Origin of the sequence: Paenibacillus sp. FSL H8-0280 (assembly GCF_045040665.1) — a bacterium.
Taxonomy (GTDB): Bacteria; Bacillota; Bacilli; order Paenibacillales; family Paenibacillaceae; genus Paenibacillus; species Paenibacillus xylanexedens_A.
The window spans coordinates 5,783,940-5,797,712 of sequence record NZ_CP150296.1 but is presented as its reverse complement, the minus strand read 5'-3'; the positions used below and the strand labels follow the sequence as shown (position 1 = coordinate 5,797,712).

At 39.4% G+C, this 13,773-nt stretch carries 14 protein-coding genes and 1 pseudogene; all 15 read left to right on the top strand.

Annotation, left to right across the window (positions count from 1 at the left end; genetic code table 11):
* Positions 1-16: 16 nt before the first annotated feature.
* The 15 genes and pseudogenes from MHI12_RS25250 to MHI12_RS25180 all read left to right on the top strand — a co-directional run bounded on the left by MHI12_RS25250 (position 17) and on the right by MHI12_RS25180 (position 13,440).
* Positions 17-520, top strand: a complete 504-nt coding sequence (locus tag MHI12_RS25250; protein ID WP_145153958.1) for a hypothetical protein — start codon at positions 17-19, stop codon at positions 518-520.
* A 36-nt stretch (positions 521-556) separates the two neighbouring features.
* Positions 557-991, top strand: coding sequence for an Imm48 family immunity protein (imm48, locus tag MHI12_RS25245; RefSeq protein ID WP_145153961.1), 435 nt, complete (start codon positions 557-559; stop codon positions 989-991).
* 318 nt (positions 992-1,309) lie between these two features.
* Positions 1,310-1,507, top strand: a complete 198-nt coding sequence (locus MHI12_RS25240; protein ID WP_405170654.1) for a hypothetical protein — start codon at positions 1,310-1,312, stop codon at positions 1,505-1,507.
* Complete coding sequence (locus MHI12_RS25235; protein ID WP_405170653.1) at positions 1,504-2,070, top strand: RHS repeat-associated core domain-containing protein; 567 nt, start codon at positions 1,504-1,506, stop codon at positions 2,068-2,070. Before MHI12_RS25240 ends, MHI12_RS25235 begins: the two co-directional genes overlap by 4 nt.
* 164 nt (positions 2,071-2,234) lie before the next feature.
* Entirely contained in the window at positions 2,235-2,750 is a 516-nt protein-coding gene (locus tag MHI12_RS25230) for a hypothetical protein (RefSeq protein ID WP_405170652.1), read from the top strand.
* Between the two features lie 621 nt (positions 2,751-3,371).
* Positions 3,372-4,625: an S-layer homology domain-containing protein gene (locus MHI12_RS25225; protein WP_405170651.1), complete on the top strand. Its 1,254-nt coding sequence runs from the start codon at positions 3,372-3,374 to the stop codon at positions 4,623-4,625.
* Between the two features lie 380 nt (positions 4,626-5,005).
* Positions 5,006-6,553 (top strand): DUF5704 domain-containing protein, encoded by a 1,548-nt coding sequence (locus tag MHI12_RS25220; RefSeq protein WP_405170650.1) that lies wholly within the window; start codon positions 5,006-5,008, stop codon positions 6,551-6,553.
* A gap of 299 nt (positions 6,554-6,852) precedes the next feature.
* Positions 6,853-7,638 carry a barstar family protein gene (locus MHI12_RS25215; protein ID WP_405170649.1) on the top strand — a complete coding sequence of 262 codons (786 nt, stop codon included), beginning with the start codon at positions 6,853-6,855 and terminating at the stop codon, positions 7,636-7,638.
* Between the two features lie 173 nt (positions 7,639-7,811).
* Entirely contained in the window at positions 7,812-9,077 is a 1,266-nt protein-coding gene (locus MHI12_RS25210; protein WP_405170648.1) for an S-layer homology domain-containing protein, read from the top strand.
* 799 nt (positions 9,078-9,876) lie between these two features.
* A complete protein-coding gene (locus tag MHI12_RS25205) occupies positions 9,877-10,413 on the top strand; it encodes an imm11 family protein (RefSeq protein ID WP_405170647.1) in 537 nt (178 codons plus the stop codon).
* 216 nt (positions 10,414-10,629) lie between these two features.
* Positions 10,630-10,923, top strand: coding sequence for an RHS repeat-associated core domain-containing protein (locus MHI12_RS25200; RefSeq protein ID WP_405170646.1), 294 nt, complete (start codon positions 10,630-10,632; stop codon positions 10,921-10,923).
* Between the two features lie 69 nt (positions 10,924-10,992).
* On the top strand, positions 10,993-11,400 hold the full coding sequence (locus MHI12_RS25195) for a toxin C-terminal domain-containing protein (protein ID WP_405170645.1): 408 nt from the start codon (positions 10,993-10,995) through the stop codon (positions 11,398-11,400).
* A gap of 2 nt (positions 11,401-11,402) precedes the next feature.
* The gene (locus MHI12_RS25190; protein WP_339257303.1) at positions 11,403-11,960 is read left to right on the top strand and encodes a hypothetical protein; all 558 of its coding nucleotides are present in this window, start codon (positions 11,403-11,405) and stop codon (positions 11,958-11,960) included.
* 332 nt (positions 11,961-12,292) lie between these two features.
* Positions 12,293-12,539: pseudogene (locus tag MHI12_RS25185) on the top strand (hypothetical protein).
* A gap of 382 nt (positions 12,540-12,921) precedes the next feature.
* Complete coding sequence (locus tag MHI12_RS25180) at positions 12,922-13,440, top strand: SecY-interacting protein Syd (RefSeq protein ID WP_405173051.1); 519 nt, start codon at positions 12,922-12,924, stop codon at positions 13,438-13,440.
* The last annotated feature ends 333 nt before the right edge of the window (positions 13,441-13,773 follow it).

Below are 13,773 nucleotides of genomic sequence, written 5' to 3'. Positions count from 1 at the left end.
GTAGGACTGATGATCAATGAAAGAGATTAAAGTTAGTCAGGAATTATTAAACGAGATTGTAAGTATTCAATGGCTTTCAAATTGTGGTAAACCAATTGAAATTGATTTAGTTTGTTCGGTAGAACAAGTTGATGGATGGGAAAAAGCAGAAGAATATGATGAGAAGGATGAATGGGAGGATGTGATTTCGAATAGTAGAAATCAACTGTCAGAATTTATTATGAGAAAATTAGGTTATAGTGTTAGAGAATTCAATTCAACTGTTATTGCAGTAAGAGAGTCCCCTGAGTATAAAACTGCTATTGCTAATCTTATCGATGTTATAGAGGATAGACAGGTTAAAGAAGAATTTGGGGGTACATTAAGTTGGTTGTTGCTTAATGCAGGTATTGAACGTACATTTGCTGAGTTTAAAGGTTGTCCGCAATTTTTCAGTGAATTATTAGAAGTGTTTAAACTCGGTCACTGTCCATGTGGATGGAGTGGAAGATGGCCTAAAGGCACGCTATTTATTTACTAAATTCTTATTTAGAATACACGCGAAAGGGGATAAATAATGACTGACTTTTTAAACTCGAAATTTGATGAGATAGAAGTAAGTGATGCTGCAAACGAATTACGACTGTTTTCATCTAAACTATTTAAAATAATTGGTATTCGGTTCGAAGATACATCAGAGGTTGAGAGACAAGTTATTTCTGCATTTTGTTTTGGTGCTTTAAATGCTATTGTTCAGAAGGGAAATTTTAATCAACCACAGGCACATGCTCTGATAATTGCATTACTAATTAACGAGTTTAAATATAGTGAAAAGCAAGCAGTAGACTTTGCCGAGGATTTGATTAAAGCGACAAGTAAAGATTACCATCCTGTAATGAATGCAATAATTCATAGAGGGGTAGACGGGTACTTTCAGTATGTGGAAGATATGCTTGATGATTTAAAAAACAATTTACTTGATGTTATCAATACAGTCAACAAGAAAGCATGAGATTTGATAGTTCTATTGTATATTAACCTGCGAATTAACTCCTATGGCGTTACTTTTACTGGACGATTTTAATTCAAAAGCTTATTCCAACTCGGATAACGAGGAAGAATGAGCTTTTTGCATGCCTAAAATCAAGTAGATCATGTAGTAGGACTTTATGCTACTAACAAAAACCTTAAGTTGAATGCGCGCCTTTCGTTGATGTCTACTGGACAGCGGGACGTCACAACCGATTTGCCCATCAGACGGATGGAACCTATTGAAGTGCGGATCTCGATGTGTATTGGGATGTGGGATTAACTCGCCCAGCGAGGGCAAGTGACCCGCTATGTCATTGACGATGCGCATGAACTGAGCCGGGTGCTGATGGAGATGGACGGGGAAGGGAATGTGAAATCCCGTTACATCTATGGTCTGGGTCTAATCGGACGCGAAGATGCCGACGGAACGTATCGGAGTTACCATTATGACCTGCGAGGCAGTACGACGTTGCTAACGGACGAGCGAACCGGGTGACGGACCGTTACACGTATGGATTATATGGGGAGCTGGATCAGCATGAAGGATTAACCCAGCAGCCGTTTGCATATAATGGTCGAGATGGGGTCATGACGGATGTCAACGGATTGTATTACATGCGGGCACGGTACTATGATCCGAAGTTGAAACGGTTCCTGAACCGAGATGTGATCCGTGGGGAGATCCAGGATGGGCAAACGTTTGACCGGTATGCGTATGTGAACGGGAATCCAGTGAGTTACATTGATCCACTGGGATTGACGAAGTTTGAAACGAACTTGGCATTACCATATGGTAATGAAAGCAAAACTATGAACTTAGGTTCCGGTGATAATCCTTTACAGGGAGCACTCAATGTTGATATAAGAAAAGTCAACGGGATAGATGTTGTAGCGAGTGCAAATCATTTACCATTCAGCACACGTTCTTTCTCAGAAGTTATTGCTCAAAATCCACATGGCTATGACATTTTGAAGAGCGATGTGCCAAGAATACTAGAGAACGGAGGCATTCTTAAAGTTGTAGGAGGTGAGAAGAATCCGTTCTTAAAAATATGGTGAGCGCAGATGCTAAATATTTTGAGCAATTTGGTTTTGAATTAGTTAGCAGAGGAAAGGCTTCTGGTGATTTGATGTTTGGAGTACAGAAAACAACTGACGGTAAAATTTTCTCAGACAAATCATTAGAAAGACAATTTGAAGTTATATTAAGGAGGAAATATTAGATGATAAAGTTGGATATTTCCGAAGATCAATTTGAGCTTTATGATTTTACGGAGTCAGTTATTCAATTCATGGGTCCTTTAAAAAATTCCGATAACTTGTCTTTGGATGTCTGGGGCATAATAATACCTTTAAAAATGTTTAGTATAGAACAGTATGGACTAAGTAAGGACCAGTTTTCGTTTAATGACAATATATATATATCTGGTTTTTCAACTATTCGATTTGAAGGTGTGGAAGCTATTGATATTGAAGTAGAGCTTCTTACAAAGACTAAGCCCCATGAACATATTCACCAGAAAGATGGATCCAAATGCAAAATTCATAAAAATTGGAATATAAGTAGTGGCCGTGATGGGTATAACTATGAAATTTTTTCGGCTATTGATTGGCCTTTTGGTAGTAGCTCTTTGTCCATTGTTGCTGGAGGGGGAGTCACCATAGAAATTGAACCTAATTATTGTGTTCCATTAAATCAATATATACTAAATACCTCGAAATATAGTTTAAGCTATTAGAGTAAAAGTAATGAAATCTTTTGTTTTACTGCCTTAGAAGCTATGCAAACCTTTGGTGAGACGAACCATGGTTAGCCTTTGTCTCTCAACAATTAATAAAAGTCTGAGTAGTCCTAGTCGCAATGGGAAGTTTTAATAAATATAAAAGTATCAAAATTAAATAATAGAATCAAAACTAAGAAACCTTTGAATGATGTTTATAAGCCATTCAAAGGTTTCTTACATTATGATGATGAGAGAGGCAAGCATATAAAAGCTTTGGGTATTCAAGTAAATCGGGGAGAGCGAGCAGGTATGTTAACTCCTGAAAAGTGAAGCTGAATGTATTCATAAAAAGTTAATGTACTCCCACGGAGATATATCAAAAATGCTAGACAGATGGGAAGCATTATATCTGGATTCAGGGGGATTTACACAAGGGAGAATAAGTCTTAATACCTATGAATAGGCATCGTGTTATGGTAAAATATTCATGGAACTGGAATGGGATATATTCCTTAGTAAACTATTTTATTTAAGTAAGTCCTATATATTTGATAATAGCAAAATAGTAGATTCAAGAAAAAAGATACATAGGCATAAAGGTTCCACAGAAAACAATAAAAATGGAGCGTGAACGATTTGAAAAAAGTAACACAACTCATATTAAGCGGTGCATTGGTAATTGGAATGCTTCCTTTTACCGGAAACACCAGTCAAGCAGCCGTTACCTCATTTAAAGATGTGCCTACGAGCCACTGGGCGAAAGCATCGATCGATGCAGCGGTAGCAAAAGGTTATTTCAAAGGATATAGTGACGGTACATTTAAGCCTGGGGCGACAGTAACACGTGCGGAATTTGCAGCATTGCTAGCCCGAGTGGCTAAAGGGACGCCGGAAACAGAGCGAGCTAATGTGTTTAAGGATTTGACGGGGCATTGGAGTGAGGCAGAAGTTAATCGTGCGGTATCCTTTGGTTTTCTGAAGTCATCGGATTATCCGAATGGGTTTAAGCCAGGCACGGCTTTGACACGAGAGGAAATGGCGAAGTGGCTCAGCTCAGGACTTGCGGCTCAGGATGAAGATTACAAGCAAGCGCTGAAGGATACAGAGAATACACTAGTGCCTGTGGCAGAATATTACAAGAGCGGGTTGAAGAAAGCAGCATATCCCTATGTGTCGGTGGTGTTGGGAACTGGATTGATGGGCGGGTACCCAGACGGTACGTTTGGTCCAAGTAAAACAACGACACGAGCAGAGGCGGCAGTTATTTTATCCCGTTACGAACAGGTACAGAAGATTAAGGCAACTTCGTATAGAGATCTGAATGAAATGCGGGAGGTAGGTCTGACAGGAACGAATCTGACTTCTGCAACACCATACATATATCTAAAATCCGAAGAGGGTATTAGTTCGAGTTTTGATCGTATAGTGGGCAAGACAGTAAAACTTCGTAACAATTTAGGTACAATGACCCCACATCGGATGATTGTTGCCGATGCACAATCAAAGACAAATATTAACAATATTTATGGTAGGATGTTTATTGATAAAGATTATAGATACCCCATTAAAGAAGGATATTATGAGGTTTTCATTGAAGTGACCGTAACCCCTAGTAGTAATAATTTAAGGAATTTAACATTTTACCAGGAGGTTGCTAACGTATTTACAACGGTAAACAACTTCAATAGTGGAACAGTGGATAAATACGGGATAAATAATCTTCCCGTTGACGACTATGTAAGCTCTGGATTTTTTAAAGAAAAAGTGGATCGAACGTTTTGGATGAGATTTGGATTGGGCAGAATTTCTGACGGATCCTCATCAGACAGTTGGAAAACTTTTTTCATTGATAATAATACAAAAGCGTCATTTAGTCTTCCACTAAGATGAATGTTACGAGAAGAAAGAAATTAATTGCACCTTCAATCCTTGCTATTGGACTTGTGATGGTTCTCATTGTTACAGGCGTTTATCATGCTAGTGCAGCAAGTAGTAAAGTAGTAGTTGTCAGTCCAGATCCCGAAGATTCCAAAAAAATAAATGAATTTGAAGATCCTTTAGCCTCTCCTAGTGGTCCGACAGGATACCAAAAAGTACTCAGAGTGTTTGAAGGAATAAAAGAGGCTAATCCAGGGGTGTATTGGTACCAAATAGACAGTTTAGATTGGATTGCAGAAACTACTTTAAGTGGTGGCAATGTAAAAGCAGATAATGTTATTTACCAAGGGGAATCTGCCCCAAAAGTGAAGTCTGTAAAGGATAGAATTCTTATGGCTGATAACAGTGCTTATTTTCCAGACGAATATCGAGACCAAACTGGAGTAACTGTAAGCCCCGATAAGGTGCCTAAACCATATATCATTAAAGCTGAAACTACAGAGGCACAAGGAACAAATTCGCTAATCACTAAGCTAGAATTAAACCCAGCTAAAACAACAGTAACATTAACCTCTGACACAGGAAAGAAAAATTCGGAGCTTTACGTTCAGGATTATACAAAGTTTTATGGGAAAAATCCCAAAAATGAAAATAAGTACAGTACCTTATATTTAACGCCTTTAAATATAACATGGCGAAGTAAGTGGACGGAGCAGAAAAAAATTCGACTTACAGGTACTCAGCGACTAAAAAAAGATGAAGAAGCCAATCTCAAAGGTGAAGTGGCTACGATGAGTCATGGAGCTAAGCAATTTGGCAACTGGGTAGATATCTCCACTCGTTCGGGTGTGGAATGGAAATCAGATCAGGAAGGTATCGTTGAAGTGAACCCAAGTGGAAAGATTAAAGGCGTAAGCCCGGGAACCGCTACAATTTCTGTACGTTGGAAAAGCGACGATTCATATAAATACGATCTTATAGCTTACTTAAAAGTCACGGTGGGTGATGGGACAGCCCCACCAGGGGGAGTCGCAGGCTGTACATATACCATCAATCCACCCAATGAAGTAGCCTCACCACAAACTGCATTTATGGATCCAGGGGCACAGGGGCATATTCTGGCGGATGATCCAACGAACGGCATTCATTTTGATGCCACGCGCGGGATTCCGACGTCGGAGCACCTGTATGCCAATACGTGGGCGATGAATTATCTGTTCCAGCATACCTTTGGCAAACAGCAAGGCACGATTACCTATGATTGTACCGCGGACCTTACGTATGCCCGGACCTGGAAAGTGAAGCAGCCTGACCTGCCGGGACCGAATGGCACGTCTATCCCGCAACCGGATACCGAGGATTCGGATACGGTTGATGTGACGTACAGGTTCAGCTTTGACCGAAACTATAGCTATTGGAACATCAATAACGTTGAACTGTATTCCATTGAGCAAGCCGAAATGGAGAATTATGCTCTTCCTGACGGAAGCCGGATTACACTCTGGCCTCAGGGGTATACACCGCCCGATCTGGAGATGGAGCATGACGAAGACGTGGAGATTCATGTCATGCCACAGGAAACGGGAGAAATCAGCTACGTTCCGGATGTACTGGCGAGCTCTGGTTATGCCCCGCTACCGATCCCGAACGATGAAGGATTACTGAAAGGTATAGCGGAGGGTCAAACGGGCCCGCCTGATGTGAAGAACGATGCGCTGGACTTTACCTGGGAGGGTTCAACGACAAACGTCATGGATGGCAGCACTGTCGTTGAAAATGGACCGGACCCGACGCAAATCCCAGCACCGACCAAGATCGGTTCGTATAAAAACACCGGAGAGCAGGTGCTGTACGCAGATCAGCTGTTAATCCCCCAGGACCGCTTGAACAGGGCGAATACAGAGTCGACGGGGGAAATTGAGTATGCGCTTCATCCTTGATCCTAATCCTGTCCCTAAAGTTATAAGAGATCAATATGAGGAGATAATTCTTAACAAAGGTGTACCGAGAGTTGACCCGCGTACGGGTAAGCAGACAGTATTTGAAGGTAGAGAAGGACAAGGTCGCGCGTGGATAGGGTCATTAGAATTTGATGTGCCTGGTACAAATAATAGAATTCTTCTACGACCAGATGGGAAGAGCGGTTATGTTTTGAAACATGATTACACCAAGCCAAGGTTGTTTCCAAGTCCTTGGTATCCAGATGGTGGGAAAAAGTAGATGAATATGAGGTGATAATGTGGTAGCCAAATTCCAAATAAAAGATGATGAGAGTGATATGATTATTGGTGAATTTAAAGACCTTATTAATCTTCCCGGAGATAATATTGCGAATGATGTAGAAAACTTTACCTGCAAGACAAAATTAATAGATTTCACAGTAACAGATGAATTTAAACAATACTGCTTACAAACAAAGGTCTATGTAAATAATTTGCATTTTATTATTCTGAATATGAACGGAGATGCGATAGGGTCATATTACTTTACTATTGATGAACCTATGTTTTCTCATAAATCAATCTTCCTTTCAGGAGATAAGAATATTGAATTAGTTGGAACACTTTCAGAACATCCATCCGTAACTGCACTCGAATTATGGGAGAAGTGGAGAACATGTCCACCAATAAAAAAAAACAAGTGGGCCCACCTTGCATCATCTGAGAGAGCTGGTTGGTTAGAAGTGGCCCGATTACATCAGGAGTATAAGGGAGATATTGAAACACTTAATCAAGAGAGAGTGTATGAGCTGGATGGAACGTATGTAGAAGATTCAACCTCTTTTTTTTGTGCACTAGGTGAAGCTATGCATGGTCCTGGAGGATACTATGGATTTAACCTATCAAGTTTGGTGGACTGCCTTTCTGGGAATTTTGGAATAGTTTCTCCGTTTTCGATTGTATGGAAAAATTTTTCTTTTGAAATTCAGAGTGATAATAGTATACGAATGGAACCCGATTTCTTTTATGATGTCATTAAATTAATGACATCATTTCAATTGACTTTAACGATTCTCCCTAAATAATTTCAAGCTAATCTTAAACAGCGCGAACCGAATGAATATCGATGTGCGCTGTTGAGATTAGCTTTTTGAACTATTATATTTGAATAAGTCCTATATATTTGATGATAGCAAAATGTAGATTCAAGAAAAAATGTACATAGGCATTAAGGTTCCACAAAAAAACAAAATGGAGCGTGAAAGATTTGAAAAAAGTAACACAACTCATATTAAGCGGTGCATTGGTAATTGGAATATTCCCTTTCACCGGAAACACCAGTCAAGCAGCCGTTGTCTCATTTAAAGATGTACCTACGACCCATTGGGCAAAAGCATCCATCGATGCAGCTGTAGAAAAAGGCTACTTCAAAGGATATAGTGATGGCACGTTTAAGCCCGGAGCAACAGTGACGCGCGCAGAATTTGCAGCATTGCTAGCCCGAGTGGCTAAAGGGGCGACGGAAACGGAGCAAGCTAATGTGTTTAAGGATTTGACGGGGCATTGGAGTGAGGTAGAAGTGAATCGTGCGTTATCCCTCGGTTTTCTGAATTCTTCGGATTATCCGAATGGGTTTAAGCCAGGCACGGCTTTGACACGAGAGGAAATGGCGAATTGGCTCAGCTCAGGACTTGCAGCTCAGGATGAGGATTACAAGCAAGCGTTGAAGGATACAGAAAATACGTTGGTGCCTGTGGCAGAATATTACAAGGGCGGGTTGAAGAAAGCAGCCTATCCCTATGTGTCGGTGGTATTGGGAACTGGATTGATGGGCGGTTACCCAGACGGTACGTTTGGTCCGGGGAAAACAACCACACGAGCAGAGGCAGCAGTTATTTTATCCCGTTACGAACAGGTACAGAAGAGCAAGGCAACGTCGTATAGAGATCTGAATGAAATGCGCGAGGTAGGTCTAACAGGAACGAATCTGACTTCTGCGACGCCATTTGTTTACAGTAAATATGAGAACGCAAACTATTTGAATAGTTTTGACTTGATAACGGAGAAACCTTTTTCACTTCGTAACAATCTTGGAGAAATGATAGTCCATCGAATGATCATAGCCGACGCCCCCACTGCTTCGACTGTGAAGAATATGTATGGAAAAATGTTTATCGATAAAGATTTTGACAGATTCATTGATGAAGATCGCTACATGGTTTTTATGGAAGTAACAGTTACTCCTAATGGAAATAATCTTAGCAATCTTGCCTTAGCTAACTCGACTGGATATCGCTTAACTAGTGGTGCAGCAAGTAATTTTACAAGTGGAGCTATAAAAAAATATGGAATAATAAACTTACCAAGGGTAGATTATGTGAAATCTGGCTTTTTCAAAAAAGGGGTTTCTAAGCGATATTGGATGGCCCAATCTATCAATCGATATCGTTCGGAGGATGTTACTTTAAACGGTTCATCTATAAGGGTCGGTAACTCCCTTACGTCATTTTATATACCAAATTGATTAGAGGATGTACATATGAAATTTAGAGGTCTGCGAAAATGTATAGTAATATTATCTGTATTTATTGTATGTAGTAACTATCAGATGATGTTGGTTTTTTCTGCTCCGGGTAATTCTACTAAAGTTATTGCTGTGAGTTCTAATCCAGAGGATAGGGAACCACTTACTGCTTCTTTTGCATCTCCAGTTGGTCCAACGGGTTATCAAAAAGTTGTAAGAAAAGTTGATGGGGGACGGACAGCTAATCCGGGTGTATATTGGGTCCAAAGGGATGAGGAAAGTGGGGTGCTAGATCATCTCGAGGAGATGAGATTGTTAACAGCGTTGGTCCTCCTGAAGCACCTTGGCCAACATTAGGAGTTGTCAGCTAAGGTATAAGCCCGGGAACCGCTACGATCTCTGTACGTTGGAAAAGCGGCGATCCATATCAATACGATCTTATAGCTTACTTAGAAGTCACGGTGGGTGATGGGACAACCCCACCAGGGGGAGTAGCAGGCTGTACATATACCATCAATCCACCGAATGAGGGTAACGCACCCGAAACTGCGTTTATGGACCCTGGTGCCCAAGGGCATATTCTGGCGGATGACCCAACACCCTAATAGCGTTAGTTAAAATTTAGCAAATCAAATGGTTGAAGTTCTCGAGTAATGGTAGAGCAAGTGGGTGGACTCAACAACAATATAATGATGATCTTCTTGGTATAATCAGTGGGGAGAGACACTTGTTAAGAGATGGAAGCAGAGCTTTAAATAAATATAAGCGCCCTTGGGCTAATTAATAAGAGGTGATATGCTTGTTATGGATATGGTCTGTTCCTGAAAATTTCCCAAATAAAAGAATAGGTGAATATGTAAAGGGTAGTGGTACTGATAGATTTGTTTTTAGAGAAGGTAGAGAATTAACTGGTCAAATTGTTTCCCCAAAAATTGTATTTGAATGTTTAGAAGAATCCCTAACTGATGTATTACCGAATAGTGGACTTCTATTGATAGTTTCAAAAAAGGTAGTGGAAATTTTACAAGAAATTTGTCCTGAAGATATACAGATATTTGAGGCGAATGTTTACATAGGGGAAAAGAAAATCCCCGATTACTATCTTTTGAATATAGTAAGTACTATCGAGGTAATAGATAAAACTGAATCAGAATTTACTACAATTAAAGGAACGGATTCCATATTAAACTTTAAGAAGATAGTTTATAAATTTGACGGTTTACCTAACAATCATCATCTAGTTAGAAATCTAGATTATAAGTCCCATGTTCTTATATCTGATGACCTTAAAGAAGTCTTTGAAAGAAATAATATTAAAGGGGTTCAGTTTACTTAGTGTTAAAAACCTTGATTGGCTTGGCCTTTCAAGGTTTTTCATTTTTATAATTCACATGAATAAACACACTGGAAGTTGTATGAGGCTGATGGCAGAACCACTACTGAATGAGAATGCGATACCCCCAGTCGTCTGGGGAAAGCGGGTAAGCTGAAGGATTGTTACAATTCGCATGAACTGAGCCGGGTGCTGATGGAGCTGGACGGGGAAGGGAATGTGAAATCCCGTTACATCTATGGTCTGGGACTCATCGGACGTGAAGATGCCGACGGAACGTATCTCAGTTACCACTATGATCTGCGAGGCAGTACGACGTTGCTGACGGATGAACGTAACCAGGTGACGGATCGCTATACGTACGGACTATATGGGGAACTGGAGCAACATGAAGGATTAACCCAGCAGCCGTTTGCGTATAACGGTCGAGATGGGGTCATGACCGATGCCAATGGACTGTATTACATGCGAGCACGGTACTATGATCCGAAGCTGAAGCGGTTCCTGAATTGAGACGTAATTCGCGGAGAAATTCAGGATGGGCAGACATTTAACCGCTATGCGTATGTGAATGGTAATCCGGTGAGTTATATCAACCCGCTAGGGTTGATGAAGTGTGAGACTGCCGATCCCTACGGTGGATACTACGAGCGTAAAGCTCAAAGAACAAATGATTACAATAATAAAACAGGAGATTGGACACCTTCTGCAAAAACAACTCCACCGAATGGACCTTATCGTACTGATAAGGAAGCAGAAGTTGCAGCCAATATTCTAGGTTTTGAAAAAACTACTGGGGGCAGAGCAAAAGCAGCAGTCTTCTATTCAAAAGAAAAGGGCGTATATATAACAAGAGATATTCCAAGGCAGAGTACAGGAAGTACTGATAATGGTGGTGTATGGAAAGTTGCTAAAACGATAGAGGACTTGATGAGTAGAGAGACTAGATCAGGGACTTATGACAAAAATTTAAATCGTATTGGAGATTGAAAATGGATTATTGGCAAGTTAGAAAATATCCTCCCATAAAAAAGGGGGAAGAGAAAAAATCAAAAATACCTACATGGACCTCAATAATTGATATAGGTCAGTATTATGAGGGGAAAGAATTTACAGCAGAGGATTACTTATTTACTGAAGATAAGTATGTTGAAGCGGTGAAAATCTATACTAGCAGTATCCAGGTTCATGAATTGGAGATTTATTTAATAAATAAACTAAAAGAAGAGCTCTTCCTGGGACATACACTGAAATATCCGGAATGTTATTCTGCAGAAATAATAAGTTTATATTATTCTCTAGTAGATGGAGCTATTCTTTCAGGTAAACAAATTGAGCATATTGTTAGATTGGGTATGAGAGAAGATATTACTTGTCAACTGAGATGCGGAAATGAGTTCTTCCTGAATTTCACCTATGATTATTATATGGATATAGGAAGTTCAATAATCTGTGAGGATGCAATAAATCAAATAAAGGAAACAGGTTTATATATAGATTTATGGGAATGGCCTTATCAAGACAATGTATGGGATCCATCTCCGAATTAGGATTATCAACTTGGTATAGGGACATCCATAAACGTAGGGGACACTCTCAAGAAAACGTGCCCCTACGTGTACTTTATATGATTAAGTATTGACACAGCGAGTAATTGGAATGAGCAAAACATTCACAAAACTTCGTTTAGATGCAAACTGACTCTACCTCTTAATATTATTATGAAGTAAACTTAAATTTATTTAATGCGTGTCTTCGAACAGTTTAAATGGTGATAAATGGATTATATATTAGGTGAATACTCAATACGAATAAAAGAGACACAAGATAAAACTTTAGAATCAGGTTGTCCGTGGAATACATAATAAGGAGGCGACATATATTGGCTTTATTCGTTTTGTTACTTAAGGAAATGGAAGATGAGGAAAAGGTTGTTTATAAATTTGGTCCGAATGAGATTGTTATGGGGAGAATTAAATAAAATAACGAGGAAGTTTGCCGAATTAGGCCCGATTTCTGACCTGAACTTTTTAACAAAATTTTATTTCGACAGAGCAGCACAAAGGTTATCAGTTTGTTTCATTAGGAAAAATGGACATTTCCCCGATAGAACTACATTTGAATCTTAATGTTAATGAAAACCTGGATTGACTTCGTGCCTTTCAAGGTTTTTTTCATTGGTGGGGCTACCCAGTGCCGAATGAACTTATCATCCACCGAATAACACAAATACATCATCCCTTTCGGATGTACGCACATAAAGAAGCTTTAATGTTATAAACCTAAATAACGAACAGGTTGATTATGATAAGAGATCACCATGATTGGCCTGTTTTTTGTTATGTTTGCTTCATACGTTATATTCAATTTACTCGCAACTTTAGATTACCCTGTGGCGATAGTGAGAGAGAGGTAGACGCTTTAGCTTGAGGTGGTGATAGCAAATATGCTGAAATGCTAGAAAGATTCTTAAATAAGTAAAGGGTGATATATGTGTCCATAAAAGAAGCGATGAATCAATATTTTTTATTAAGGAAGTCCCTCGCTGAAGGAGGATTAGATTTTTTATTTAAAACACCATTTGATGAAGACGTAGAATCTCTTATTTATTATGGAAAAGTTGACGAGGATGATTATATCTCTTGGAGACCTGTCGAAAAAAAAGAAATTTATGATTTTAGCTCACTAGAAGAAAAATTAGGCATTAGAATGCATGTATCTGTCATTGAGTATTTCAATTCGTTTTGGTTTGCAGATTTAGATGGTTTTATTACTGACCATTATATAAAACTAGAGTCCTTACAGCAAACAACAGATATAGAATCTTACTTCAACTTACTTGTGGGATACAAGCACAACCACGATAACAAACTCGAGCACATTCCTATAGGGATAGAGGGTAACGTGCTTATTGTTGTGGTTGATAATCAGAATGGGTTAGTCAAACTTGAGGATTTCGAACGAAAATCATTTGAAGTAATTTCAGAGGGCATTGAGCAATTAATTGTAACTCTACGATTACAAAAATAAATATTCAAATTATCATTGTTCGCTCTTAATTAAGTTATCTCGTTACATCGTGCAGGTTGATCATAGTTAAATTCTACTATGATTAATCTGTTTTTTTGTCATCTAATTTTCAAAAAATACCACATTCCAACATCTGAATCAGTCAGGAACAGCTGGGTATGACGAGGTGAGCCAATTATTTAACCTGACGGATACGAGCTTACTGGGAATTCGTTTACAGAAGTTCAAGTAGAAGTACAGTCTATCGGAAACCTGACTACGAGTAGGCCAAGAAGAAGGGGCAGATGAAGTGACCTATCGCTAGATATGGGATAGGGAGTACGGGAGTACGAG

Coding starts and splice junctions, on each gene's coding strand:
- MHI12_RS25180 (WP_405173051.1), top strand. CDS start 12,922: ATGAATCAATATTTTTTATTAAGGAAGTCCCTCGCTGAAGGAGGATTA.
- MHI12_RS25190 (WP_339257303.1), top strand. CDS start 11,403: ATGGATTATTGGCAAGTTAGAAAATATCCTCCCATAAAAAAGGGGGAA.
- MHI12_RS25230 (WP_405170652.1), top strand. CDS start 2,235: ATGATAAAGTTGGATATTTCCGAAGATCAATTTGAGCTTTATGATTTT.
- MHI12_RS25220 (WP_405170650.1), top strand. CDS start 5,006: ATGGCTGATAACAGTGCTTATTTTCCAGACGAATATCGAGACCAAACT.
- MHI12_RS25250 (WP_145153958.1), top strand. CDS start 17: ATGAAAGAGATTAAAGTTAGTCAGGAATTATTAAACGAGATTGTAAGT.
- imm48 (WP_145153961.1), top strand. CDS start 557: ATGACTGACTTTTTAAACTCGAAATTTGATGAGATAGAAGTAAGTGAT.